24 protein-coding genes and 4 pseudogenes are annotated in these 22,397 nt (G+C 71.1%); 5 read left to right on the top strand and 23 right to left on the bottom strand.

Annotated elements, in window-relative coordinates:
* Nucleotides 1-69: 69 nt before the first annotated feature.
* The 4 genes from ACYCO6_RS35385 to ACYCO6_RS35370 form a co-directional block, all read right to left on the bottom strand.
* Nucleotides 70-297, bottom strand: coding sequence for a hypothetical protein (locus tag ACYCO6_RS35385; protein ID WP_459768225.1), 228 nt, complete (start codon nucleotides 295-297; stop codon nucleotides 70-72).
* A 1-nt stretch (nucleotide 298) separates the two neighbouring features.
* On the bottom strand, nucleotides 299-655 hold the full coding sequence (locus tag ACYCO6_RS35380; RefSeq protein WP_459768224.1) for a hypothetical protein: 357 nt from the start codon (nucleotides 653-655) through the stop codon (nucleotides 299-301).
* 41 nt (nucleotides 656-696) lie between these two features.
* Nucleotides 697-1,239 carry a hypothetical protein gene (locus ACYCO6_RS35375; protein WP_459768223.1) on the bottom strand — a complete coding sequence of 181 codons (543 nt, stop codon included), beginning with the start codon at nucleotides 1,237-1,239 and terminating at the stop codon, nucleotides 697-699.
* Between the two features lie 67 nt (nucleotides 1,240-1,306).
* Nucleotides 1,307-1,825: a phage tail tip lysozyme gene (locus ACYCO6_RS35370; RefSeq protein WP_459768222.1), complete on the bottom strand. Its 519-nt coding sequence runs from the start codon at nucleotides 1,823-1,825 to the stop codon at nucleotides 1,307-1,309.
* 74 nt (nucleotides 1,826-1,899) lie between these two features.
* Here ACYCO6_RS35370 and ACYCO6_RS35365 point away from each other — a divergent pair, with 74 nt between their 5' ends.
* A complete protein-coding gene (locus ACYCO6_RS35365) occupies nucleotides 1,900-2,454 on the top strand; it encodes a GDSL-type esterase/lipase family protein (protein WP_459768221.1) in 555 nt (184 codons plus the stop codon).
* Between the two features lie 4 nt (nucleotides 2,455-2,458).
* Here ACYCO6_RS35365 and ACYCO6_RS35360 read toward each other — a convergent pair whose 3' ends face one another.
* Both ACYCO6_RS35360 and ACYCO6_RS35355 read right to left on the bottom strand, forming a co-directional pair.
* A complete protein-coding gene (locus ACYCO6_RS35360; protein ID WP_459768219.1) occupies nucleotides 2,459-3,715 on the bottom strand; it encodes a DUF2793 domain-containing protein in 1,257 nt (418 codons plus the stop codon).
* 18 nt (nucleotides 3,716-3,733) lie between these two features.
* A complete protein-coding gene (locus ACYCO6_RS35355) occupies nucleotides 3,734-7,630 on the bottom strand; it encodes a baseplate multidomain protein megatron (RefSeq protein WP_459768217.1) in 3,897 nt (1,298 codons plus the stop codon).
* 878 nt (nucleotides 7,631-8,508) lie between these two features.
* Here ACYCO6_RS35355 and ACYCO6_RS35350 point away from each other — a divergent pair.
* Nucleotides 8,509-9,165, top strand: a complete 657-nt coding sequence (locus ACYCO6_RS35350) for a methyltransferase domain-containing protein (RefSeq protein ID WP_459768215.1) — start codon at nucleotides 8,509-8,511, stop codon at nucleotides 9,163-9,165.
* A gap of 17 nt (nucleotides 9,166-9,182) precedes the next feature.
* Here ACYCO6_RS35350 and ACYCO6_RS35345 read toward each other — a convergent pair whose 3' ends face one another.
* The 10 genes and pseudogenes from ACYCO6_RS35345 to ACYCO6_RS35300 form a co-directional block, all read right to left on the bottom strand.
* Entirely contained in the window at nucleotides 9,183-9,710 is a 528-nt protein-coding gene (locus ACYCO6_RS35345; protein WP_459768213.1) for an NlpC/P60 family protein, read from the bottom strand.
* On the bottom strand, nucleotides 9,707-10,582 hold the full coding sequence (locus ACYCO6_RS35340; RefSeq protein WP_459768211.1) for a DUF2163 domain-containing protein: 876 nt from the start codon (nucleotides 10,580-10,582) through the stop codon (nucleotides 9,707-9,709). Before ACYCO6_RS35340 ends, ACYCO6_RS35345 begins: the two co-directional genes overlap by 4 nt.
* A gap of 11 nt (nucleotides 10,583-10,593) precedes the next feature.
* Nucleotides 10,594-11,235: a phage distal tail protein, Rcc01695 family gene (locus ACYCO6_RS35335; RefSeq protein WP_459768209.1), complete on the bottom strand. Its 642-nt coding sequence runs from the start codon at nucleotides 11,233-11,235 to the stop codon at nucleotides 10,594-10,596.
* 27 nt (nucleotides 11,236-11,262) lie between these two features.
* Nucleotides 11,263-11,835 (bottom strand): phage tail tape measure protein, encoded by a 573-nt coding sequence (locus tag ACYCO6_RS35330; protein ID WP_459768207.1) that lies wholly within the window; start codon nucleotides 11,833-11,835, stop codon nucleotides 11,263-11,265.
* A gap of 9 nt (nucleotides 11,836-11,844) precedes the next feature.
* A pseudogene (locus ACYCO6_RS35325) lies at nucleotides 11,845-12,012 on the bottom strand (rcc01693 family protein); the annotation flags it as partial.
* A 59-nt stretch (nucleotides 12,013-12,071) separates the two neighbouring features.
* The gene (locus ACYCO6_RS35320; protein ID WP_459768205.1) at nucleotides 12,072-12,404 is read right to left on the bottom strand and encodes a gene transfer agent family protein; all 333 of its coding nucleotides are present in this window, start codon (nucleotides 12,402-12,404) and stop codon (nucleotides 12,072-12,074) included.
* A 3-nt stretch (nucleotides 12,405-12,407) separates the two neighbouring features.
* Nucleotides 12,408-12,818: a phage major tail protein, TP901-1 family gene (locus tag ACYCO6_RS35315; protein WP_459768203.1), complete on the bottom strand. Its 411-nt coding sequence runs from the start codon at nucleotides 12,816-12,818 to the stop codon at nucleotides 12,408-12,410.
* 11 nt (nucleotides 12,819-12,829) lie between these two features.
* A complete protein-coding gene (locus ACYCO6_RS35310; protein ID WP_459768201.1) occupies nucleotides 12,830-13,246 on the bottom strand; it encodes a DUF3168 domain-containing protein in 417 nt (138 codons plus the stop codon).
* The gene (locus tag ACYCO6_RS35305) at nucleotides 13,243-13,596 is read right to left on the bottom strand and encodes a head-tail adaptor protein (RefSeq protein ID WP_459768199.1); all 354 of its coding nucleotides are present in this window, start codon (nucleotides 13,594-13,596) and stop codon (nucleotides 13,243-13,245) included. The genes ACYCO6_RS35310 and ACYCO6_RS35305 overlap by 4 nt, the downstream gene beginning before the upstream one ends.
* A 44-nt stretch (nucleotides 13,597-13,640) precedes the next feature.
* A complete protein-coding gene (locus ACYCO6_RS35300; protein WP_459768196.1) occupies nucleotides 13,641-14,204 on the bottom strand; it encodes a head-tail connector protein in 564 nt (187 codons plus the stop codon).
* Nucleotides 14,205-14,230: 26 nt separating this feature from the next.
* Between ACYCO6_RS35300 and ACYCO6_RS35295 the strand changes: the two genes are divergently transcribed.
* Complete coding sequence (locus tag ACYCO6_RS35295; protein WP_459768194.1) at nucleotides 14,231-14,968, top strand: S1 family peptidase; 738 nt, start codon at nucleotides 14,231-14,233, stop codon at nucleotides 14,966-14,968.
* A gap of 475 nt (nucleotides 14,969-15,443) precedes the next feature.
* Here ACYCO6_RS35295 and ACYCO6_RS35290 read toward each other — a convergent pair whose 3' ends face one another.
* On the bottom strand, nucleotides 15,444-15,683 hold the full coding sequence (locus ACYCO6_RS35290; RefSeq protein WP_459768192.1) for a hypothetical protein: 240 nt from the start codon (nucleotides 15,681-15,683) through the stop codon (nucleotides 15,444-15,446).
* A gap of 427 nt (nucleotides 15,684-16,110) precedes the next feature.
* On the opposite strand from ACYCO6_RS35290, the gene ACYCO6_RS35285 reads away from it, so the two are divergent.
* Nucleotides 16,111-17,022, top strand: coding sequence for a S1 family peptidase (locus ACYCO6_RS35285; protein WP_459768191.1), 912 nt, complete (start codon nucleotides 16,111-16,113; stop codon nucleotides 17,020-17,022).
* A 114-nt stretch (nucleotides 17,023-17,136) separates the two neighbouring features.
* Nucleotides 17,137-17,682, top strand: coding sequence for a DNA starvation/stationary phase protection protein Dps (dps, locus tag ACYCO6_RS35280; protein ID WP_459768188.1), 546 nt, complete (start codon nucleotides 17,137-17,139; stop codon nucleotides 17,680-17,682).
* Nucleotides 17,683-17,910: 228 nt separating this feature from the next.
* Here dps and ACYCO6_RS35275 read toward each other — a convergent pair whose 3' ends face one another.
* The 6 genes and pseudogenes from ACYCO6_RS35275 to ACYCO6_RS35250 all read right to left on the bottom strand — a co-directional run.
* Nucleotides 17,911-19,203 carry a phage major capsid protein gene (locus ACYCO6_RS35275; RefSeq protein ID WP_459768186.1) on the bottom strand — a complete coding sequence of 431 codons (1,293 nt, stop codon included), beginning with the start codon at nucleotides 19,201-19,203 and terminating at the stop codon, nucleotides 17,911-17,913.
* Between the two features lie 26 nt (nucleotides 19,204-19,229).
* Nucleotides 19,230-19,742, bottom strand: a complete 513-nt coding sequence (locus tag ACYCO6_RS35270) for an HK97 family phage prohead protease (protein ID WP_459768184.1) — start codon at nucleotides 19,740-19,742, stop codon at nucleotides 19,230-19,232.
* A gap of 188 nt (nucleotides 19,743-19,930) precedes the next feature.
* Nucleotides 19,931-20,326, bottom strand: a pseudogene (locus tag ACYCO6_RS35265) (phage portal protein); the annotation flags it as partial.
* A gap of 98 nt (nucleotides 20,327-20,424) precedes the next feature.
* Nucleotides 20,425-21,002, bottom strand: a pseudogene (locus ACYCO6_RS35260) (MFS transporter); the annotation flags it as partial.
* A 189-nt stretch (nucleotides 21,003-21,191) separates the two neighbouring features.
* Complete coding sequence (locus ACYCO6_RS35255) at nucleotides 21,192-21,449, bottom strand: DUF6894 family protein (RefSeq protein ID WP_459768182.1); 258 nt, start codon at nucleotides 21,447-21,449, stop codon at nucleotides 21,192-21,194.
* A gap of 4 nt (nucleotides 21,450-21,453) precedes the next feature.
* A pseudogene (locus ACYCO6_RS35250) lies at nucleotides 21,454-22,164 on the bottom strand (Crp/Fnr family transcriptional regulator); the annotation flags it as partial.
* Between the last annotated feature and the right edge of the window lie 233 nt (nucleotides 22,165-22,397).

Genomic DNA, 22,397 nt, shown 5'->3' with positions numbered 1-22,397 from the left:
CCGGCCTTACGGTCCAGGCGTCGGCCGGTTCCACGGCGCGCGCAGGTTCGGACAGCGCTCCGGACCGGGTCACCGAGGCGGAGGCGCGACGGCGCGACGGCACCCCTGTCCGGGCCCATCCGAACGGATGACCGCCGCCGGCGCGGCCCCCCGTGCGACCACGACGGCGGCGCCGGCTCCGGAAATCCAGCTCCGGAAGCCGAGCTGCGCACCCAGATGGAGCGACGCCGCTACGACCGCGGCCCCCGACAGGGCCAGCCAGAGACGGTCGAGGATCGGATCCCAGCGCAGGCACATCTCACTCTCCCACGACAAGCTTCCAGAACGCCCGCAGGGCCGGGATGCGCGCGACAAGCCAGGCGATCTGGTCCGAGAACCAGTGCGCCGTCGCCGCGGCGGCGAGGAAGGACAACACCGCCGCGTGCTTGAGCCGCCGAAGGTAGCGGCGCAGCGCCCGCCGCTCGACATGCGCGTCGACCAGCTCGTCGAGGGCGGCGAGGCGCGGCTCGGTCTGGCGGGCGAACCACGTGTGCCAGAAGGGCGGGAAGCGGATCGTCCGCGCCCGACCGCCGAGGGCGACGTCGGGGCCGCTCTCGTCATCGGGCGGCTCGGCCACGCGCCCGGCCGGCCTGCGCGGGTTGTGAAGGGAATCCATGGCCTTCCACTCCGATCCCACGAGGCTCCGGGCGCGCGGCGTCAACCCCGGCGCGGTGCGCCCGGCCCGTGACCGTTCGGCTCCCGCAGCTCCGTCAGCGCCGGTGCGAGGACGTTCGCTACGCTCGCTTGCGGATCGAGAGGTAGGGCCCGGAAGATCCGCGCGGCGACGCCTTCGATGCCCCCGGCCGTCCGGACGACGTGGGCGGGCGCGGTGGCGAGCACGTGCCGGGCCCCCGCGGTGACCACCGCGGAGCCGAGATCGACGCTGACGGTCCGGCCCTGGGCGGCGCCGGCCACGGCGTTCTGGCCGAACGCGGCGCCGGCCCGGATCGCGGCCTCGACCCGGTCCCGGGTGAGCACGGAGGCGGCCCAGGGCGCGACCCGGGCGATGCCGGCGGTCACCGACGCGGCGGCGAGCGGCACGAGGACCGCCGAGACCGGCTGCAGCAAGGCGACCAGCCAATCACCCCACGGCACCGTCACGCCCGTCGTGGGCTGGGCGGCGAGCGCCGGGGACACGAGGACAGCGAACGGGAGCGTGGCGCAGACGCGGGTCAGCCTCGCGCGGATGCGGTGTGTCATGGTCGATCTCCTTCGGTGATCGCGCGGCGGACCCGGCCGGCTCGGGATCGGGTTCGGCGGGCGCGGCTCAGGGCTGCCTCGCCCTCCGGGACGGCGGAGCGGACCCGGCGGAGTCAGTTCGGAGAGCGGCCAGGGCGCGGCGCGCCCAGATAAGCCGGCTCGCGAGGGCGGCGATGCCGGGCCGCTCGAAGTGCCGGCACACCGCCTCGGTGGCGGCTTCGAGGGTCAGGGCCTGCTTCAGGGCGGCGAGCGCCGGCGCCTCGGTGGTGCGCAACTCGACGCAGAGATAGCCATAGCCGGCTTCCGGCGAGGCCGGGTCGAGGCCGTGCGCCCGGCACCAGGCTTCCATCGCCGCCCGCCGAGGACCGGTCCACTGGGCGAGTCCCCACCCGCCTCGGGAGCCCGGCACGGCGGGCGCGATCTCCTGGAGCTGGCGGAACCCACCACTCTCGTGGCCGAGATTGCCCAGGAGCCCGGCGGCCTGGACCTCGGTCAGGCCGAGGTCGCACATCAGGCGTGGGCCGAGGCGGCGGCATTCGGTCGGGAAGACTTCGCCCGTTGCCCGGGCCGGTCGGACACTCTGCATGGGCCTGCTCCGGTCGGTGGCGTGCGGGACGCCGGCGGGCTACGGGGGCCGGCGCGGTGGGGACGGGGGACAGCGTGGGAAGTCGTCAGGACCGGCCGCTGGTATTCATCGGCGATTCGATCACCGCAGCCTGGGGGCTCCAGCGGGCCGAGACCTTCGCGCGGCACGGCTTCGTGGCCCGGGGCGTCCCGGGCCAGACGAGCGGGCAGATCCGGGCGCGGTTCCTCCGGGATGCGGCGGGCGCGCGCGGAATCCACCTGCTCTGCGGGATCAACGACATCGCGGCGATCGGCGGTCCGGTCTCCGACCTGGAGATCCGGGAGAACATCCTCGCCATGGGCCGGCTGGCCTACGAGGCCGGCCTGCCGCTCTGGATCGGGACCGTGATGCCGAGCGACTTCTGGGGCTGGCGCCCCGAGCTGCGGCCGGTAGCGCGCATCCGCGCCCTGAATGCGTGGATCGAGACCTATTGCCGGGCGAGCGCGGCCGCCCTGATCGACTATCACACCCCGCTCGCCACGGCCTCGGGGGCGCTCCGCCGGGAGTTGACCGACGACGGGATCCACCTCAACGCGGCGGGCTATGCGGCGGTCGAGCCAGCGATGCTGGCGGCCCTCGCCCCGGGCTGATGGCTCAGGAGCCCAGCGCCAGCCAGAAGGTCGGAACGTTTCCCGCGCCTTTGACCGACCCGGCGGTGGCGCAGCGGTTCCGGATCGCGAAATGCGCCGTCGTGAGATCGCTCACCTGCGTCGCGTAGAGCGCGGATGCGTCCTGGGCGACCGGCTGCGTCCAGACGCCCCAGCACGCATTCGGGAAGGCGAGGTTGAATGGCACCGAGAAATCCGGATCGGCGCTGGTCGCGAGCCCCCATTGCAGGATCAGCCCACCCGGCAGCCTCGCCGACCCGTTGGGGCCGAGCGCCTGCGCGCCGATCGCGAGCGGCGTCCCGTCGGCGCGCTGGTAGTGGCGCACGCGCCAGCGTCCCGCTGCGTCCGAGGTGGCGATACAGGTGTCGTCGGCCGCCGTCACGATGTCGGAACGGGTCGGGAGCGCCAGCTTGTCCCCGTCGTGAACCAGCCGCGCGGCTCCCGCGAAGCGCACGAACCGCTCCCGGTCGGGAGTGTCACCGAAGCTCGTGATCGTCGCCGTGCCGGTGACGAGGACCCGCCGCGTGCCGGCGCCGCCGAGATCGGCTGTGGCCGCCGAGGCCAGCACCGTCTCGGCCGAGGCGAAGTCGACTCCTCCGGTCCGCGCGGAGGCGGTGAGCGCCGTGGCGAAGGCGGCCCCGTCGGGGGAGACCTTGAGCGTGAAGTCGTCGCTTCCCAGCGTTCCCAGGAGGACCCGGGCCGAATACCCGGTCTCGAGGACCAGCCCGGCCTCGCGGCTCGGGTCCTTCTTGTTGAGGAACACCCGCATGTCGCCGGAGCCGGGCGAGACGTCGTCCCAGGTCAGGAGCGCGGCGTCCGCCTTGACGGCGAGGCGGTTGGTGGAATCGGCCCCCGTGTTGATCCCAAGCCGGCTCACGCTCTGGATCGCCGTCAGCGTCCGGCGGAAGCTCGTCCAGGCGGCGCCGTCGAACACGTAGAGGTCGGCCTCGTCGATCAGGTAGGCGAGCCAGCCTGCCCGCGGCACCGCGCCGGTCCAGACGCCGTCGGCATAGCGCACCACCTGGCCCGCGAGCCCCGTCCAGGCACCCCCGGGGTCGGACGCGACGACGAGGTAGCGGTCGCCCTCGGCGGGGCTCGGTGGCGGCGCGGCCATGTCCTTGTCCAGGCAGGCGAGCTGGACCAGCGCGTCGAGGAGGCCGAGCGCCTCGTTGTGGGTGACGTGCTTCTGGGCCTGGCTCGCGGCGATCAGCGGCAGGCCGAGATGGGGCGTGGCGTCGGACATGGAGCGGCTCCCAAACGTTCAGGCCGAGCGGACGGGGATGCGGGCGCGGCAGGCGGGTCCCGGGCCCGCCACGACGCCGAGCTGGGCCACGGCCACGTCGAGGCTCGCCTGGACCCCGCCGAAATCGGCGGCCTCGTCGGCGTACAGGATCTGCTGGGCCTCGGCCCTGAGGGTGCGCAGAACCGTGCCCGCCCGTGAGAGAATCGTGACCGCGTAGACTTCCGGCTCGTCCAGCGGGATCTCGGCGGGCTCCCAGGCATCGCCGTCACGGCGTGCCCGGCGGATCCAGGAGAGCCGCACGCCCTGCGGCTCGCGGCGCGCCCGCAGGTGGACCGGCCGGAGCGGCCGCAAGGCCGCGAGGCCAGCCATGGCCGTGATTTCCGTGAAGGCCGGATCGCCCGGATCGCGGCCCGCCGGCCCGACCCGGTAGCGGAAGACGCGGCCGGCCTCGTCGAGCCGGTCCACCAGGGACGCGACTGCACCGTCGTCGAGGCGGACGATCAGGCTGCCCGCCGGGGCGATCCGGCCGGCGGCCTCCTCGCTGCCCGCGACCCCGCGCAGGAGCCCCGACAACCGGTAAGTGTCGGGGCCGGTAAGGATCGCCTCAGCGGCGCCGAGCAGTTCGACGGTGCCGCCCGGCCCGATCAGCGCGAACAAGTTGCCGCCCGCCAGCATCGCGGCCACGCCGATGGAGGCGAGCGCACCGCCCCGGCGCAGGGTGACGTCGAGCGCCGCGCCGCGCTGGAGCCGCCAGAGCGGCCCGGACGGTAGCGCCGAGAGGGTCCGACCCAGGCAGGCCGGGTAGTCCACGAGGTCGTGGAGCGCGAAGGCGCCCGCGCCCTCGGCGCGCCAGATCGCGGCCTGGCCGGGCCAGGGCTCCGCCGCCACTGCGCAATATTGCAGAACCGTCGGGCTGCCGCGGTCCACCGGCAGATCGAGGGCGAGCGCCAGGGGCGGCCCGGAGAAGGCGGGCGGCGGCGGCGCCGGCAAGGCCTGGCTTCGGGGTACGCCGCGCCCCGGTCCGGACCGGGGCGGCACCCCGCTGGCCTCGATGCGGCGGCCGGTCGGCCCGTCGTCAATGCGGTCGATCTTGCGCAGGACCGTGCCGCCCGGCACGTCCGTCGGGACGGCCAGGAGATCGCCGGGCTCCAGCTCGACCCGGCGCGGGCTCAGGGTGAACACCGCGCTGTCGTGGGCCGCGATGATGCGGTCCAGGATCGCTTCGGCCAAGCCGTCGCCGGTCTCGCGGCGGGTGACGATGGCCGCCTCCAACCGGGTCTCGCGTCGGCGCAGGCCGGCGGGCCGCACGGCCGCGGCCGAGGCGCGGCGGTAATCGGGGCTCTCGGATTCGGTGATGCCGAGCTCGATGGAGCGCGGCAGGGCGCTCTCTTCGGTCCGGACCTGCCGGAGCACGGGCTTGTCCTCGGAGAGCCGGACGAGATCGGCCTCCGTCAGCACCACCGGGCGGTCCCGGCGGGGCCCGCGCAGGCGCAGGGTGCCGGCCACCGCCGAGACGTCGAGGCCGTAGACCTGCGCCAAGGTCTCCAGAGCGCCCCGAGCCGAGAGCGGCCGGTCGATGACGTAGCCGTCAAGATAGGCGGCAGCCTGGACGGAGACCGGCGCATCGAAGCCGAAATCCGCGAGGATGCGCCGGACCAAGAGGTCGAGGTCGCAGCCCTCGATCCGTCCCGTGATCCAGTGGCCGATGCGCCAGTTGGCGGTGTCGGCCCAGACGGATTGCACGGTGGGGAAGGCCGGGAACGGCCGCGCATCCCAGGCCCAGACGAAGATCCCGGCCGGCTCGACCATCCGGCCGCCATAGACCGGGGAAACCGGATTGTCGGCCTCCGAGAAGCCCGGCACCGCGGGATCGAACCGCGCGATCACCGCCTCCAGCCCGCGCAGCTGGATCAGCTCGTCGCGCAAGCCCCGGGATTCCGGTGGATAGGCGTTCTCGGACGATTTCGGGTCGGGGAAGACGTTGGGACCGTTGGTTCCCTTGTCCACCGCCGGCACGCCGATTTCGGTGAGCCAGATCGGCTTGGCCATCGGTACCCAGGCGGTGGCGCGGGTCTCGACGCCGCCGTCGCGCTCCACATGCGGGTTCGACCACCACGCCACGAGGTCCTTGGCGCGGTAGACCCACGGCTTGCCGTAGGCGCCGTCCCGGATCGGGAGGCGCTCCTGCGCGGCGCGCCCGGCGGCATCGGCATAGGACCAATCGAACGCCTCGCCGGAGGCACCACGGCTCTTGAGGTAAGCGCGGTCGTCGATGGCGTCCGCGACCGCGAAGTCGGCGTGATCCGGGTTGTCGCGCCAGTCGGAAACGGGCGGATACCAGTCGATCCCGACCGCGCCGATGTTGGGATCCGCGAACAGGTCATCGAGGGGAAAGCGGATCGTGGCGCCCCCGTCGTGGACATGGGCGCCGTACTCGGTCCAGTCCGCACCATAGACAAGGGTTACGCCCGGGCCGAGGCGACCGCGCACCTCCGCGGCCAGCGCACGGAGCGCCTGTACGGCCGGGTAGCCCGAGGCTCCGCGCACCCGGGTGAGACCGACGAACTCGCTGCCGATCACGAAGCCGGCGATCCGCGCGCCGGAGGCCGCCCATGCGGCCGCCAGATCGGCGTAATGCAGCACCTCGGCGCGGTAGCCGGCCGAGAAGAAGGCCGCGACCTGCGCGTCGGCCGCGCCGGTCCCGTCGGGGCTGCCCGGGAGCCCGGGTGCCGGATCGCAGGTGATGCGGCCGCGCCAGGGGTAGGGCGGCTGGGTCGCGCCGGGCGCGTGGGGGTCGGGCAGCGCAGTGCCGGCCGGCACGTCCATCATGACGAACGGGTAGAGCGTCACCTCGATCCCGCGGCGCACGAGGTCGGCCGCGAGCCGGGTCAGACCGTCATCCGACGGCGTCCCGCCATAGGCCGGATTCCCGTCTGCCAGGACCGTGACCACCTCGGCCTCGGCGCGGGTGATCCCGGCGACGCTCCAATCAGCCGGCAATGCACGCTTCCGGCGCGCCTCGACCTTCGGCGCCACCCGGCAGGATCCGGCCCGCAGGTCGGTGCCGAACCACGTCGCCACCACGGCGACCCGGCGCAGGTTCGGGCAGAGCGCCTGGAGGGCATCCAGGGATGCCGTGACGTCGGTAGCCCGCTGAAGCTGGTGGCGGTTGGCGGCCTCGGTCCGGCCGAGCCCGAGATCCACGGTGACGCGGTCCGGATCGAGGCCGAACTCGCTGGCACCGGGGATCAGGTCGACGGCGCGGACCCGGCCGAACAGGCCGTTCACCGGGCGGATCACCTCGAAGGCGAATTGCGGGATGCGGTTGCCGAAATCGGCAAGCGGCAGGTTCTCGAACACCACGTAGGCGAGGCCCCGATAGGCCGGCGCGTTCCCCGCCCCTTCCTTGGCGACGATCAGCGGATCGGGGGCCTGATCGGGGCCGCCGGCATGGACCCGCAGGGTGACGCCGACCTGGTCGATCTCCTTGCCGTCCGCCCAGATCCGGCGGACGCAGGCGATCTCCCCCTCGCACAGGCCGACCGCAAGGTTGGCGTAGTAGGCATACCGGGTGGTCACGGTCTTCTGGCTGCCCATGCTCTTCGCGGGCGAAGCGGCGCGCGTCGCCGCGGTATTGGCGACCTCCAGCGGGCGCGTCGCCCAGATCAGGCTGCCGCCGATGCGGGCCCGGCCGTAGACGCGGGCGATGGGATCGCCCTCCGAGGAGGTGAGCCCGGCCACGTCGGCGAGCCGCGGTCCCTCGACGAAGCGCGTGTGTCGCCCGGAGCCGAACAGCGCCCCCTGAAGCCCGGCCCCTGCCGCCGCGCCGAGCGCCCGCCCGACCACGGCCCCGATCGGGCCGCCGAGCGCCGTGCCGACGGCCGAGCCGACCGAAGACAGGATCAGAGTCGCCATGACGGGCTCCAGCCTCAGCGCAGCGGCTGCGCGACGGTGCGGTGTCTGCATCGGCTACGGACCGTGGCTCGACGCGTTGGGGACGGGATCGCGACGGCGCCGCCCGGAGGGCTGGCCTGCCGGTGGAGGGAGCTTGACGATCAGCGCACTGCTTTCCGGGCTGCGCGGAACACCGACGGCTGAACCGCACCGGGAGGGCCGCGCGACCTTCGGACAACCCGGCTTGCAGGTTTGCCCCCGGTGCCGGCCCACTTGGCCAAGCCCTGAAGCCTGCGCGTTCTCCACGGTGCCGATCGACGCGGATCGACGCGCTACGTCGTGGCCTCTCCCGGATGGGAGCGCTGGCGATCGGCGGCCTGCTCTTCCGTTACGAGGAAGGCCGCCAGTCGAATCACGTCTTGCCGCGCACTCCGTGAAGGGTCTTCGCCGAATCGACAACCCAGGTTTAGCTCAAACTGCAACATGACGTGTGCTTTAAAATCCGCCCGAGAATCTGAAGACGCCGGCAGATGCGCGCCAAATTCGGAATCAAGCCCTCGCTCGACGCATGTTCCAGCTCGCCGTTTCACAAGAGATTTCCGAAACTTGTAGATCTTCAAGCTGCGCGCTTGCGAAGTATGATTTTTCTGTCTGCCGGATAATTTTTAGCTTAAAAATTTCCTCAATATCGAGTTCAATGCAATTGTGCCGATATTTAGACTCATTTTCGTCTGATCACGCGTCACGGCTACTGCTGCAGCGTTCCATCTCCGCAACTTAATCGAATTTCATGGAGAGAGCATTCCAAATAAAATACTTATGCGTATTTCCGGATACTTGCAACCGATGCGCGGATATGCATCAATATCGGAACTTTTGTCGGGCGGCACAACAGAGTCATGTCCAGCCAAGTAATCGACGAAGCACGCATCGGCCTGCTGACATCCTTCATCCGAAGGCGCCCTCGGCTGAAGCAGGCCATCCGGCCGATCCTGGAACGATGCGGGTACGGTACGACGGACTGGGTCCGGGAGGTCATGTATGCCGAATGCTTCGATTTCATATCGAAACTCGGCGCCCAGAACCTCGATGCCCTGGAAATCTCCGCAGGCAATCAGTGGAACGACAAATTTCGATTCAAATCTTTCACGGGCACCGAATATCCCGAATTCGACATCTGCACCGATACCCTCGACGAGAAGTTCGACCTCATCATTGCGGATCAGGTGTTCGAACACATTCCGTTCCCGCTGAGGGCCACGAAAAACGTCTACAGCATGTTGAGACCGGGCGGGCATTTCATCATCGCCACACCGTTCCTTCTGAGGGTTCACAACATACCGATCGATTGCTCCCGCTGGACGGAAACAGGATTGTCCTATCTCCTGCAGGAAGGCGGCTTCAGCAAAGACGACATCCAGACGCATTCCTGGGGCAATCGGGCCTGCGTCGTTGCGAATTTCACGGGATGGAAGAAGCGCGGATTCTTCGGATCCATGCGTAACGAGCCCAATTTCCCCGTGATGGTGTGGGCCTATGCACAGCGGACGTCGTGAAGACGATGGGCCGGCGATCACGGCGCTCCTCCCGATGACCGGCGCGTGACCTCGCAACAGCGACTAAATGTTCGGCCCATGGAGTCGGCCTCCGGAATCCGGAACATCCCCGTCAGATGTCGCCGCCACCATGCGGTGAGCGCCACCTCGGTGACCACAGCGCGGTCATGGGCGTGAATCATGGCACCGTCGCCCGTGGCGATGGCGCAGTGGCGGGCCGGGAGATGGCCGCGGAAGGCGAAGAGCAGCACGTCGCCGGCGCGCGGCGCACGCGCCGCCAGGGGATCGGCCACAGGCACGAGGTGGCGTAAGGCCGCCTCGGTGAGCGGGTCGCGGCCGGGCGGGGCGGATTCCGCCCAGGTGGCGGTGTAGGGCGGCGGCGTCTCCGGTTCGGCGCCGTAGAGCCCGCGCCAGACCCCGCGCAGCAGCCCGAGGCAGTCGCAGCCGACCCCGCGCAGCGAGGCCTGGTGCCGGTAGGGCGTCCCGAGCCACAGGCGCGCCTCGCCGAGCGCCGCCGCGCCGATGTCCCGCCGCATCGCGCTCATCGGAACAGGCTCCCGCCGTCGAGGACGTGATCAGAGCCCGATACCGTGCGCAGGACCGTGTCGTTGCCGGGCATGTGCGGGAAGCCCTGGAAGTTGACCGCGTTGGCGAAGCGGTCGCGACAGGTGGCAAGGCGCTTGTCGCAGCCGGCCGTGACGGTGAACCGGTCGCCAGGAGTCACTGGCCGCGGCGGGACGGTCCAGAGTTCGAGCAGCGTGCCGAGCTGGAGGCGCACATCCGCCGTGAGCCCGGCATTGGCGCCCCAGGTCCAGGCGAGGCGGCCGCCGGTGAACAGGCCCGCCGCGAAGGAGCCCGCTAGGGACACCGCGAGCGTGGCGGGTTCCGGGATGTCCGTCACCCGGCCTGTGGTCTGCCAAGCGGTGAGGTCCACCCGGCAGCGCGGATCGCCGAGATCGGCGCCACAGGTGGCGCGGAAGGTGCGGCCGCGCTCGGCGTCGAGGCGGTGCGTGAGGCCGCGCAGCTCCGCCACGAAGGCGTCGCCCTCCCGGCGCACCTCGCCGATGGTGGCCACGTCGAGGAGCAGACGCGTCTCGGGGTTGGTCCAGTCCACCAGCCAGGTCTCCACCGCGGCGCCGTCGTACAGGCCGCCGGCGATGTCGGCCTCGGTGAGGCCGAGGCTGCTCAGCGCCCCCGCGACGTCACCGCCGGAGACCGCGAAGCCCAGCTCCGCGCTGGCCTCCGCGGCCTCCAGCCCGGTCCGGGCGGCGTGGACGAGGCCCGCCACGGTCAGGTCGCGGTCGTGATCGGTGAAGCCGAGGGCGCGCCCGTCCCGCCGCCGGAGCGACCAGCAGCGGCACAGGGTCGTCACGCCCCCCGCGAGATGGGCCGCGAAGGCCTCCGGGATGTCGCGCATGGTGTCGCCTCTCAGGGCACGATCTCGACGAGCGGCACCTTGGGGATCTCCCCGGCCGTGAAGGCCGCGAGGTCGACGGTGAGGTCGTCGGTGTCGAAGCGGACGGGTACGTCGAAAGCGAAGCCCGCCGTCACGGCGGCGCCCTGGGCCGGGACGTGGCTCGCCGCGAAGGTGACGAGCCCGGTGGTCGGGTCGCACACGAAGGCGTCGGAACCCAGCTCCTGTCCCGACACTGCCACCCGGACGCTGCCCGCCACCGGCTTGGCGATCCGGCGGCGGTAGGGCGCGAAGCCGCTGCCGTAAGTCTTGGCGAGTGGGAAGGCCGCCATGGCGCCGTCACCGGTGCCGAGAGGCTGGTCGAGGGGGCCGATCGCCCGGCCGGGCGGTCCGGACCGGCAATCGACCCGGTCGCGGTAGCGGAAGCCGTAGAGGCGTCCGCGGCGCTCCTCGAAGAAGGCCAGCACGGCGTGCAGCGCGTCGAGGCCGCGCATCCCGAACCCGGCATCGTAGCGACGGCGGGAATCGGCCCAGCGGCCATTTCGGTGCTCCCGGCCCGAGGCCAGGGTCACAATCTCGGTCAGCCGCTGCGGACCGCCGCTGGCGCGCAGCGACACGTCGAGGGGGAACAGCACCTCGTGGAAGTCGTCGGCCATCGGGGTCTCCCTGGTCTCCGCGGGCGCTCAGGTCGCCCGCTGGCCTCGCGCCACCGCCCGGGCGAGACTCGCCGTCACCTGCGCCTCGGATCGGCGGAACGCGCCCGGATCGGGGGTCGCGATGTTGACGGTCACGGAGACCGGCCGGACCGGCGCTCCGCCGGCGGCGACACCGAGGCGGCCATCCGGGCCACGGCCGAGGGGCAGGATCGCCTCCGGGCCGGCCTCGCCCATGAGGCCGGTGCCGCCCGCCATCGGGAAGTAGGTCGGGGCGGCCACGATCCCGCCCGCCGCGAAGGGCTGGACCCGCCCGCCCCGGAACACGCCGCCCCGGGCGAATCCGGCCTCGGAGCCCGCCCCGAGCACGGTGTTGATCAGGCCTGTGAGCCCCGACTGGACCGGCCCGGCCGCCGCCCGGACCGCGGCGCCGGCGAGCTTGGTCCCGATCGTGCCGAGCACGCCGTCGAGGCTGCGCCCCGAGGCGGCGCCTCGGGTCAGCGCCGCGTCCAGGCTGCGGCCGAAATTCTGCGCGAGCCGGTCGAGGGTCTCGAGTTGCTTGACCCGCGCGGCATCCTGCGTGTCGGATTTGGTCTCGGCCATCGGGATGCCTCAGGTCGGGTCGGGAAAGGCGGCGAGCAGATGCTCGAAGGCGGCGCGGCTCAGCGGCTCCGGTCCGGCACGCCGCCCGAGCGCCGCGGCGAACTCGCGCGGCGTCACCGTCCAGAAGTCACGGGGGCGCCAGCGAAGCACCCCGAGGCCGAGCGCCAGGGCGTCGTCCCAAGGGAAGCCGGCGGTGTTTCGAGCCGTGGCCGGAAGCGGGGCGGCCGACCACGGCTCTAGCGAGGGTTTGCCGGGCCCGGCGCCTCCCCGAACGCGGCGGCGAGGACCTCTCCGAGGGCTGTCGAGACGGCGTCCAGTCCCCCCGCCAGCGGCAGCCGCGCGACCGCCGCGTCGTCAAGGTCGTGGCCGCCGCCCCGCAGGGCGACGCCCAGCAGGGCGATCAGGTCGCGCGCCGAGATCCGGCCGCCCGCGAAGCGCTCGGCCAGGCCCGCGAGGTCGCCGGCCTGCAGCGCGCTCTCCAGCTCGGCGAGCGCCCCGAGGGTCAGGCAGAGGGTGTAGCGCTGCCCACCCAGCGCGAGCGGCACCTCGCCGCGGATACGGTTCGCCATGGCTCAGGCCGCCGTGAAGGCGAGCGCGCCCGCCGAGTCGAGGCTCATATCGAAGGTGACCTCGCCGGCGTGGTCGCCCCGATATTCCAGGCTCGCGATCTGGAACGGGCCCTCCAGGAGTCCGAAGGCCGGCACCACGATCTGGTAGTTCTCGATGGCGCCCTCGAAGAAGATCAGCCGCAGGCGCGCATCCGAGGCCTGATCGCGGAACACGCCCGCGCCGGCGATGGCGGCCCGGCGGACGCCGGCGCCGGCGAGCAGCTCGCGCCAGCGGCCGGCGGAATCGGCGTTGGTGACGTCCACCGTCTCGGCATTGAGGGTGATCTGCCGGCTGCGCAGGCCCGCCACCGCCACGAAGCCCCCCGCGCCGTCCCCGGCCCGGATCAGCAGGTCCCTGCCCTTCTGCGCGCCCATCGACTGCCTCCTCACAGGGTCTCGGTGATCGCCTCGACGGTCAGGCTCGCCCGCGCCTCGCCGGTCCGGGTGTCGCGATGGGCCCGGATGGCCCGCACCCGCAGGGTGACGAGACGACAGCCCACGAGCGTCAGGCCGACGTCGCCGAGGAGCGCCGCCATGCGCTCGGCGGCGTCGAGCGCGGTCCGGACCGAGCCGGGCCGCGCGATCACCGCGATCTCGTGGCTGTGGCGATGGCGCTCGGCGCCGTCGACGGAATCGTCTTGGATCTCGGAATCGCCGAACAGCGCGTAGACGGGAACGGAGCCCCGGGGCGGCTCGTCGTAGAGCCGAACCCGGCCGCCCAGCAGGGAAGCGAGGGCGGCATCGGCGGCGAATCGGGCGATCAGGCCGGCGCGGAGCGCCAGAAGTGCGCTCGGATCCGTCACGACAGGCTCTCCCGCGGCAGCTCCTCGACATGGCAGACGAGGTCGCGACCCCGGGCGTCGGGCTCCGTCACCGCCCGGATCGCGAACCGGCGGGGTCTGGCGGCGAGACGCATGGTCGGGTCGAGCGCGGGCCGCCCCCGCAGGGTGATCCGGTAGGCGGGGAGCGTGTCGGTGCGTCCGCCCGCCGGCCGGTCGACCACGCCCGCCGGAACAAGCGCGCCCCACAGGACCGGACCAGCCACGTAGCGGCGCAGCACGCCCCCGAACCCGTCCGGCTCCTCCAGGGGCCGCTCGAGCACGAAGCGCCGCCGACGCGACCCGACGGCCGGCCGTTGGAACAGGGTTGCCATCGGGGAGGCTCCGGTGGATCGCGGACAAGGCGCGGAAGGCGGGCTCACAGCCGCATCCGGCGGAAGGGCGCCGCGAGGTCGGCGGCATCGGTGCGGACGCCGTCCGGCTCGTCGCCGCGGTGCTCGTAGCGGGCGGCGGCCAGCCGCAGGATCGCGAGGCGCAGGGCGGCCGGCAGCGGCGGCCCGTCGCCCCCGAAACCCGCCGCGACCTCAATCAGGATGGTGCGGCCGGCGGGGTCCGGCACGGCCGGATCGACCAGCAGGCACGGGGCCTCGACCGGGTCGGGTCCCAGGCGGACGAGGCCGGTGGCGAGGTCGGTCACGCGGCCCGCCGCCTCCACGAGGCCGGCGCGGACCGGCGCCACCAGCGGGCTCAACGGCAGCGGGATCTGCCCGTCCGCCGGCCAGGCGGCCAGGGCGATGCGGTAACGGCCCGGGACCAGGACACGCCGGGTCTCGATCTCCAGGCTCGCGCGCATCGCCGTGATCAAAGCCTGGAGCAGCCCGTCCTCGGCACCGCCGTCGTCGGGATCGAGGCGCAGATAGGCGCGGAGTTCGGCCACGCTCACCGGCTCGACGGCGGCGGCGTCGATGCGTAACGGGATCATCGCGCGTCCCTCTCGCAGGTGGTTCGATGCTGGTCTCGAAGCGCCGCCCGGCGGCTGTCGCCGTCCTCGCGGCGGCCCTGTCGCTCACAGGTCTCCCGGCCGGGGCGGTCGTCGGCGGCACGGAGGCGCCGCCCGGTGGGGCCGTGATGGTGCTGTCGTCGAACGGCGGCGTCTGCTCGGGCGTGGTCCTCGCCCCCGATACGGTGCTGACCGCCGGCCATTGCGCGGCCGCGGGCGAGCACCGCGTCCATTTCCGCGACGCCGCTGGTGAGCCGGTCCTCATCGAGGTCGCGGCGCGCGCCGTGAATCCGGGCTACGATGCGGGCGCCGCCAAGGCCCGGCGGCGCTCCATCGACCTCGCGCTCCTGCGCACCGCGACGCCGCTGCCGCCGCGCTTCGCCCCGGTGACCCTGAGCACTGCCCTGCCCCGGGCCGGTGAGAGCCTGACCCTGGCGGGCTACGGTGCCGCCACGCCCGGCGGCGATCCGCGCTCCACCGGCACATACCGGAGCGTCACCCTGCCGGTGATCGAGCCTCACGGGCCGAGCCGCATCCTGGTCTGGCTACAGGGCGCGGCCGGCGGCGCCTGCCAGGGCGATTCCGGCGGCCCGATCAGCGGACCGGAGGGCAACGTGGTCGCGCTCTCCGCCTGGATCGGCGGCACCTGCGGCGGCCTCACCCAGGGTGTCTTGTTGGGTCCGCAGCGCAGCTGGATCGACCGCGTGCTCGGCGGCTGGGACCGAAGCGCCCGCTGGACGGATTGATGCCCGATCGGCTGGCAAGGTCCAGAACGATCCGACCAGGCCTCGATGGCTCTGATGCGACGCCGTCAGCGGTCCCGGCGGGGCGCTCGCGGACGTAACCGTCCGCGGGTGCGTCGGCTCGATCGGCGCGATCGATGCGCCGTTAGCTGCCAGCGCATCAGCGTTACCAGATACGAATTGAATACCAATTTGGTCAGATTGACGGAACGCAGGTTTCTTAAGGTCTATATGAAAAAGCAGATTAGCGCATAATCGACGCCGTCATGGACGCAGTTGCAGGCCTCATACGTGAAGAGGCGTACATTCAAAGAATCGACATGATCGCGGATGATGGCGCGCCAATAATTTCATCTCAAGGCAATTTCGGCGGATGTTGACTCAACGGCAACGTTTAGGTCTGGGCCTGACGCTCGCGGCTGCGGCCATCCTTCTTTGGTCGACCGCGAGTTACCTCCGCGGCAGTTTCATTTGGTGGCTATAGACCGCATCCTCCGGCACGGCCACGCTTTGCAAAGGCTCCCAGCAAGAATCCACCCTGCAATGCGGCGAGATAGGCAAACAACAACAGAATATCTTCGAGCACGATATCGCGTTTCAGCACGATGTACCAGCCATCCAAGACGAAGAGCGCTACACTAGCCGCGACAAGCAGGCTGACCCTGAAAAACCAACTGATCAGGAATCCCGCCAGAGCCGACAGAATCAAGCCGATCATCACCCTCACCCCTCAGAACTGACGCGATGTCCAAGCAATTCATCGAAATATCTCCTGTATTTCTCTTCTGGTGCCCCGAAATTTGAACGCTAATCAGTATCAGTTATCAAGCTTCGCTTATCGCTAGGCGATGGGAACGCCCAGCTCTGTGATCGGTTGCTCGGCTTCGTTTTCATAGCGAGGTAGGGCTACCGGATTGCTGCGGGCCGCGACGGTATTTTCTGCAAACGGCTGCGCATTTCCGGCTCCGTCCGCCGCCCCAGCGCTCCGCCTCCTCAATCCTCCCGGGGGAGGCCAGCGGCGCGAACCGACGCGTCTCCGCAAGGAACCTCAGCTTGGCCGGGCCATTGCCTTGCTCTAGGCTCACCTGGCGCCGCGCTCCTGCCGTTGGCGCCCCTCACCGCGCCGCGCGCGCCCGGAGTGCCCGATGTCCCCTCGCCCGATCCGCAAGGCCGGCCTCCGCGAGCGCACCCTTCACGGACGCTTCGGCGGCGGCCTCCTCGGCGCCGCGCTGCTGGGCGCCCTTGCCGGCCTGATGCCAGGCCCGGCGGCGGCCGTCATCAACGGCACGACCACCCACGACCCGAACGGGGCGCGCACCTTCGTGGTGCGCATCGAGAGCACGGAGGGCGAGATCTGCTCGGGTACGCTGATCGCCCCGGATCTCGTGCTCAGCGCCGCCCATTGCGTGATGCGCCCGGCCGGCTACACGGTGATCAGCGTGGATCGCGGCTTCCGCCAGCAGCGGACCCCGGTCATCGCCGCCACGATGCATCCCGACTTCGTGCCCGGCACGACCCCGGAGGACCAACCCGGTGTCGATCTGGCGCTGCTCAAGCTCGAACGTCCACTCGGCAACGATTACGCGCCCCTCGACCCGCGCGGGGCCGCCTCGATCGGCACCGGCGAGAGCGTCGACATCGCGGGCTTCGGCGTCGTGGCCGAGAACCGGCGGAACACGGCGCGCATCCTGCGGCTCGCGCATCTCGTCTCGATCGGCTCGCTGCAGGTGGCCAACCGGGTGACCGTGGTGGCTGATCGGCGCCGTATGGCGGAGACGTCCGGAGCCGGCGCGTGCCTGGGCGATTCGGGCGGCCCGATCCTCGCCGGCGGTCCCGGTGGCTACCGGATCGTCGGCGTGGTGAGCTGGTCGAGCGGCGCCCTGCAGCAGGGCGCGCGCCGGACCGCCTGCGGCGGCTTCACGGCCGTGACGCCGGTGGCCGAGCATGCCGGCTGGATCGCCGCCCGGTCCGCGGAACTGTCGCGGATCCAGGTGGGCGACGCTCTGCCGCGCGGCAATCGTTCCGACTGGATGGCGCGTCCCGGCCGGCGCCGCTGAGCCACGCACCGTCGGGCGGCCCTCACGGTTCCGTGGATCCTTCGCGGCTGCGGGAACCAGCGGGCGCAGCAGCGCTTTCGCATCCGACCCATCGACGGATCACGGAGCGAAAGCATGGCTGAGACCGGCACCAGCAACACTCCCCGGGCGCACAAGACCCGCAACAACACCGACTCGAACGCCAAGAAGGTCTCGATCGAGGCCCTGAACGCCCGCCTGGCGGACGGGATCGATCTCGCCCTGGCGATCAAGCAGGCTCACTGGAACCTGAAGGGACCGCAATTCATCGGCGTCCACCTGATGCTGGACGGCTTCCGCACCGAACTCGACGATCTCAACGACAAGGTCGCCGAGCGCGCCGTGCAGCTCGGCGCCACGGCTTTCGGCTCGACCCAGGCAGTCGCCGAGCGCACCAAGCTGCCGCCCTACCCGACCGGTATCTACGCCGTCGCCGACCACATCGCCGCGCTGATCGACAGCTACGCCGGCTACGCCAACGCGGTCCGGCAGAACATCGACGAGACCGACGAGGCGGGCGACCCCGACACGGCCGACCTGTTCACCGAGATCTCGCGCGCGGTCGACAAGCATCTCTGGTTCCTCGAAGCCCACGTGCAGGAGCCGACCGGCACCCTGCGCGACGGCAACCAGGGGCGCTGAGGACGGTCGTCGACCTGCGGACCGCGCCACCGCCGCGGTGCGGTCCGGACCCGACACGCGCCCTCTCCCCTCGGCGGGCCATGATGTTCACGGATCGGCCTGGGAAGAGGGCGACGTGTTCCCTCTCCCTCCCGGCGCGGGAACACGCTCCTCATCCTCGGCCGGTACCGGTCTGCAAGTCCCTTGCGCCCGAGGCGTGCGGGAGACCCGCGCGACTAGCCGGTCGCCTCAGCTGAACTTCAACAGCTTGATCGCGTGGAAGTCCTGCACCCCGCCACCGACGCGCTTGGTGGTGTAGAACAGCACGAAGGGCTTGGCCGAGTACGGATCGCGCAGCACGCGGATCCCGGTGCGGTCGACCACCAGATAGCCGCGGCGGAAGTCGCCGAAGGCCACCGACAGACTGTCCTTGCCGAGATCGGGCATCGCTTCGGCCTCCGTGACCGGGAAGCCGATCAGGGTCGCGGCCCGGCCGGCGGCGAGCGGCGGCTGCCAAAGGTAGTTGCCCTCCGCGTCCTTGAACTTCCGGATGGCGCTCTGGGTGCGCCGGTTCATCACGAAGCCGGCATTCTGGCGGTAGCCCGCCCGCAACCCGTAGACGAGGTCGAACAGCACATCCCCCGGATTGCTCGACGGGAAGGCCCCGGCCGCTCCGGTGGCAACGAAGCCGAGCTTGCCCGGTCCCCAAGCGGTATTGGCCACCGCGTCGTAGCTCAGGAAGCCGCGCGGACGGCTCGCGCCGTTGCCGGACACGAAGGCGATCCCCTCCTGCTCGGCGAAGGCGGCCTCCACCTCGCTCGACAGCCAAGCGTCGAGATCCACCACGGCATCGTCGAGGAGCGACTGCGTGGCGGCCGGCATCGCGTAGAGTTCCATGGCGGGGAACGCGATCTCGGACAGAGCCGGCGCAGCGGTCTCCGGGCGCGGCGCCGTCTCGGCCGCCCAGCCGGTGGCGGGCGCTCCCACCGACACGGCGCGCTTGTACTGGGCGCCGGAGATCTGCTGCACGCTGGCGATGGACCGGATCGGCGACACCTCGGCGAGGCGCGCCAGCACGGTCCGCTCGATCGTGTCCGGCACCAGATAGCCGCCGTCCGGCCCCGAGCCGGCCGCGAGGGCCTTAGCCTCGAGGCGCTTGAGCCCGGCGCTCTCGCCGGCCCGGACGTAGAGATCGAAGGCCGCCTTGTGCTCGTGCGCGGCCACCTCCCCCCCGGACCCCGGCCGGCCCAGCGGCGGCCGGGCCTGCTCCAGGCTGATCCGGTCGAGGCGGGTGCGGGCGGCGTCGAGCGCCGCGTCGATCCGGGCCAGCTTCTCCTCGGTGAGCACGTCGGCGCCGAGGCGTCCCTCGATTGCACCGAGTCGGGCGTCGTTGGTCTCCTTGAACGCCGCGAAGGCGGCGGCGAGTTCGTCGAGAGCCGAGCGGACCGGCCCGCCCTCGGGCCGGGCGGCCTTGTTCTCCAGGTCGGACGGCCCGGTCCTGGTCTCGAGGGCGGTGCGCGCAATCAGGGTGTTGGCATCCATCGTGGGCCTCGTCGGCGGGGGTGAAGTCAGGGCCGGACGGCCGGCGTCAGCCAGGCAGCGGATGTCGGCGGACAGGCGGGCGCGATCCGTCGGGCGAGGCCGCGGATCGCGTCGGGCAAGGGGTCCGGGTCGGCGTCCGGACTGACCCGGGCGCCCGGCTGGAGCGGGAAGGTCACCAGGGAGATCTCCCAGAGATCGACCCGGTGGAGCCGGCGCACGCCGCCGGCGCCCGTCCGGGCCAGCAGCGTGCGGAAGCCGATCGACAGCCCGTCGAGCCCGCCCTGGCGCATCAGGGCGTCGACCTCCCGGGCGCGCTGCACCGCGAGGTTGAGCTGGCCTTCGGCGCGGAGGCCGCGGGAATCCTCGCGCAGGGAGAGCCAGCGGCCGATCGGCTCGGCCGGGTCGTGCTGGAACAGCAGCCGCACGCCCGCGGCCCCCCGCTGGGTCAGACTCGCCGCGAAGGCGCCCGGCATCACCACGTCGCGGCCGAGATCGGGCACGCCGAAGAGGCTGGCATAGCCGGTGAAATGGCCGTCCATGGATGGTCCTCGGCTGGGGAGCGGTTCTTGAGACGGGCGACCCGGACGCGCTCGGCCCGCTTCCATGCAGAGGCTGACGGGCTCCAAGAGCGCGGCGGGTGCAGGACCGGAGAGGGGGCACGTCGCGTCCCCAGGAGCCGTCGCGTGAACAGCGAGGCCCGCAGAGGCGGAGGGAGAGGCCCGGACCGTCAGGCCCGCATCCCTGGCGGCATCTCCGGCGGGTAGCCCACCGCCTCGCGTTTCTCCGCCACCGCCAGGAACTCCGCGGCCTGGACCCGGCGCGACAGGGATTCCCGCTCAGCCGAGAGAGCCTCGATCCGGTCGAGATCCGGCTCCAGGTCAACCGGTCCGAAGGCGGGTTCGAGCCAGACGGCCAATGCCTGCGCGGTCCGGGCGGCCAGGGGGATCAGGGTCTGGCGGTAGAGGGCCCGGTTGGCCTCGGCGTAGTTGGCGTGGGTGTTGTCGCCGGGCAGGCCGAGGAGAAGCGGCGGGACCCCGAAGGCCAGGGCGATCTCCCGGGCCGCCGCGTTCTTGGCTTCCACGAAATCCATGTCCCGGGGCGACAAGGCGAGCGGCTTCCAGTTGTCAACAAAGGACCTCGAAACGCAGACGCCGATGCGCGGGGCTTGCCGTCAGCGAGAGGACTTCGGTTGTATAAAAAGTACCCCGTAGGAGATGTACATCACCTCTGAGGAGCTGCCCTTCGAGTTCTCCAGATCACCCCGATCAAGGCGAGGTTCACGAGCGCAAAGAGGGCGAGCATCAGCCACAGGGCATCTGCGCCAACTCGCGTGAGGAGGAAGGCCCCGAGCGGGGGAGCCAGGGCCTGGGCGACCAAGCCTGGACGGGCCCCAGACGTCCGACCAGCCCGGCGTAGCGGTCAGGCCCGAACAAGGCCAGCGGCACCGTCCCGCGTGCGATCGAGTAGATGCCGTTCCCGCCACCGTAGAGCACCAGCCAGACGCCCACGCCCGGCACTCCAAGGGTCAGCAGGATCAGCCCGAGAGCGACCAGCCCGAACGCGGCGGTCAGCGTCCAGAGCGGATGATGACGGCCCTTGGTGGACATCTCGACCACCCGTGCCCCAACCTGCGCAGGGCCGATGATCGCGCCGTAGGAGATGGCCGAGACAAGCTCCACCCAACGGGCCTGCAACAGCGTGATCAGGTGGACCGACACCAACGACATGATCGCGCCGCCGACCACCAGCACAGCCGCGAACAGGAGGAACAGCCGCCGCTCAAGGGGCGGCAGGAACCCATCCGCGGTCGCATTCGTGCCAGCCTCCACTTGCCGCTCCGGGACGCCTCGTGGTCCAGATCTGACATTTGGCACCCGCAGCAGGGGTCTGCTCCCGACCCAAAGCAGGCCCTGAAGAGGGTCTACTCTCCCGCAGTAGAGCCGCAGGGTGGTCGTCCGCATACCCCGCCGGAACGGCGCAGATCGCGCTCAGTCCCAGTCACTCTCCGGCACGGTGTCGCTGAACGGGACCGTGAGCACAGGCTGACCGTCCTCGTCCGTGATCTCGAACGAGCACACCATCCAGTCGCCAATGAACGTGAGACGCTCCCGCGCGATCATCACACGCGCTTGCGACAGGGCACGCTCCCGCGCGACGTTCACGTCCGCCAACTCTTCGCCTTCCGGATCGACGGCGAGCCCCTCGGGTCCGGGACGATGGCGGACGTTGAAGTAGAAGCGCGGCATCAGCCCCCCCCCCGATCAGGCGGGCGTACTCGGCCTCGGGCAGGCCGTAGCCGTCGTCGGCCACCTGCTCCATGGCCTTGCGGTCCAGGATCGTGATCTTCCCGCGCCGCGCTTTGATCAGCCGGTTCCCCTCCAGCGCCTGGATGGCCAGGGTCGTGCTGGAGCGCTGCGCACCCAGCATGAGTGACAGGAACTCGTGGGTGATCCGGAGATCATCGCCGTCCAGCCGGTCATGGCACATCAGCAGCCAGCGCGCGAGGCGCACATCGATGGTCTGGGTCGCGTTCGCGTAGGCGGTCTGAGACGTCTGCGTGATCTGCACCTGGATCGAGCGGAGGAGCAGCTTGTGCAGGCTCGTGCTCTGCTCGACGGCCGCGCACAGCGCTTCCGTGGTGATGCACAGCATCTCGCCCGCGCTCTGGACGAAGTGGTCGTGCGGGGTGCGATCTGAGCCCAGCAGGATGGGCCAAGCACCCACCAGCCCCTCGCGGCCGATCATGCCGGTCTCAACCCGGCCATCCGAGCCTTGGGTGGTGATGGAGCTGAAGCCGACCTCGGGAAAGAACAGCTGCTTGACCGGAATGTTTGGCACGATCAGCGACTGACGCAGTTCGGTCGTGATCGGCTCCAGGTTCGGCCGGAGCAGCGCGAAATCGTCAGGTGAGAGCGCCTTCAGCAGGCGATTGCGGACACTGGATTGTTGAGGCGGAAACACGGCTCTGCTCCCTGTTGGGGCAAGAGCACACGCGGTCTCTCAAGCGCCTGCGCCCGGATCACCGGCAGGCGATAACCTCAATAATGGCGCGCCTCCGGTGATTGCAATACGGGAACATACTTTGTGGGGTATCGAACATTTCGGACCGTGGGGTACCACACCGAAGGTCAGCGACCCCTTCAAAAGCATTCCAAGCTGTGTTTATGGCCTATGTTATTGAGCCATGCACGATT

The organism is Methylobacterium sp. CM6257 (assembly GCF_054611515.1).
The sequence above is the reverse complement of the archived record's forward strand: the minus strand, read 5'-3'. Positions and strand labels throughout refer to the sequence as shown.

What these genes read in the sequence shown, in the direction of transcription:
- ACYCO6_RS35385 (WP_459768225.1), bottom strand. Translation starts at nt 297, where the DNA reads ATGTGCCTGCGCTGGGATCCGATCCTCGACCGTCTCTGGCTGGCCCTG.
- ACYCO6_RS35380 (WP_459768224.1), bottom strand. Translation starts at nt 655, where the DNA reads ATGGATTCCCTTCACAACCCGCGCAGGCCGGCCGGGCGCGTGGCCGAG.
- ACYCO6_RS35375 (WP_459768223.1), bottom strand. Translation starts at nt 1,239, where the DNA reads ATGACACACCGCATCCGCGCGAGGCTGACCCGCGTCTGCGCCACGCTC.
- ACYCO6_RS35370 (WP_459768222.1), bottom strand. Translation starts at nt 1,825, where the DNA reads ATGCAGAGTGTCCGACCGGCCCGGGCAACGGGCGAAGTCTTCCCGACC.
- ACYCO6_RS35360 (WP_459768219.1), bottom strand. Translation starts at nt 3,715, where the DNA reads ATGTCCGACGCCACGCCCCATCTCGGCCTGCCGCTGATCGCCGCGAGC.
- ACYCO6_RS35355 (WP_459768217.1), bottom strand. Translation starts at nt 7,630, where the DNA reads ATGGCGACTCTGATCCTGTCTTCGGTCGGCTCGGCCGTCGGCACGGCG.
- ACYCO6_RS35350 (WP_459768215.1), top strand. Translation starts at nt 8,509, where the DNA reads ATGTCCAGCCAAGTAATCGACGAAGCACGCATCGGCCTGCTGACATCC.
- ACYCO6_RS35345 (WP_459768213.1), bottom strand. Translation starts at nt 9,710, where the DNA reads ATGAGCGCGATGCGGCGGGACATCGGCGCGGCGGCGCTCGGCGAGGCG.
- ACYCO6_RS35340 (WP_459768211.1), bottom strand. Translation starts at nt 10,582, where the DNA reads ATGCGCGACATCCCGGAGGCCTTCGCGGCCCATCTCGCGGGGGGCGTG.
- ACYCO6_RS35335 (WP_459768209.1), bottom strand. Translation starts at nt 11,235, where the DNA reads ATGGCCGACGACTTCCACGAGGTGCTGTTCCCCCTCGACGTGTCGCTG.
- ACYCO6_RS35330 (WP_459768207.1), bottom strand. Translation starts at nt 11,835, where the DNA reads ATGGCCGAGACCAAATCCGACACGCAGGATGCCGCGCGGGTCAAGCAA.
- ACYCO6_RS35320 (WP_459768205.1), bottom strand. Translation starts at nt 12,404, where the DNA reads ATGGCGAACCGTATCCGCGGCGAGGTGCCGCTCGCGCTGGGTGGGCAG.
- ACYCO6_RS35315 (WP_459768203.1), bottom strand. Translation starts at nt 12,818, where the DNA reads ATGGGCGCGCAGAAGGGCAGGGACCTGCTGATCCGGGCCGGGGACGGC.
- ACYCO6_RS35305 (WP_459768199.1), bottom strand. Translation starts at nt 13,596, where the DNA reads ATGGCAACCCTGTTCCAACGGCCGGCCGTCGGGTCGCGTCGGCGGCGC.
- ACYCO6_RS35300 (WP_459768196.1), bottom strand. Translation starts at nt 14,204, where the DNA reads ATGATCCCGTTACGCATCGACGCCGCCGCCGTCGAGCCGGTGAGCGTG.
- ACYCO6_RS35295 (WP_459768194.1), top strand. Translation starts at nt 14,231, where the DNA reads ATGCTGGTCTCGAAGCGCCGCCCGGCGGCTGTCGCCGTCCTCGCGGCG.
- ACYCO6_RS35290 (WP_459768192.1), bottom strand. Translation starts at nt 15,683, where the DNA reads ATGATCGGCTTGATTCTGTCGGCTCTGGCGGGATTCCTGATCAGTTGG.
- ACYCO6_RS35285 (WP_459768191.1), top strand. Translation starts at nt 16,111, where the DNA reads ATGTCCCCTCGCCCGATCCGCAAGGCCGGCCTCCGCGAGCGCACCCTT.
- dps (WP_459768188.1), top strand. Translation starts at nt 17,137, where the DNA reads ATGGCTGAGACCGGCACCAGCAACACTCCCCGGGCGCACAAGACCCGC.
- ACYCO6_RS35275 (WP_459768186.1), bottom strand. Translation starts at nt 19,203, where the DNA reads ATGGATGCCAACACCCTGATTGCGCGCACCGCCCTCGAGACCAGGACC.
- ACYCO6_RS35270 (WP_459768184.1), bottom strand. Translation starts at nt 19,742, where the DNA reads ATGGACGGCCATTTCACCGGCTATGCCAGCCTCTTCGGCGTGCCCGAT.
- ACYCO6_RS35255 (WP_459768182.1), bottom strand. Translation starts at nt 21,449, where the DNA reads ATGCCGCGCTTCTACTTCAACGTCCGCCATCGTCCCGGACCCGAGGGG.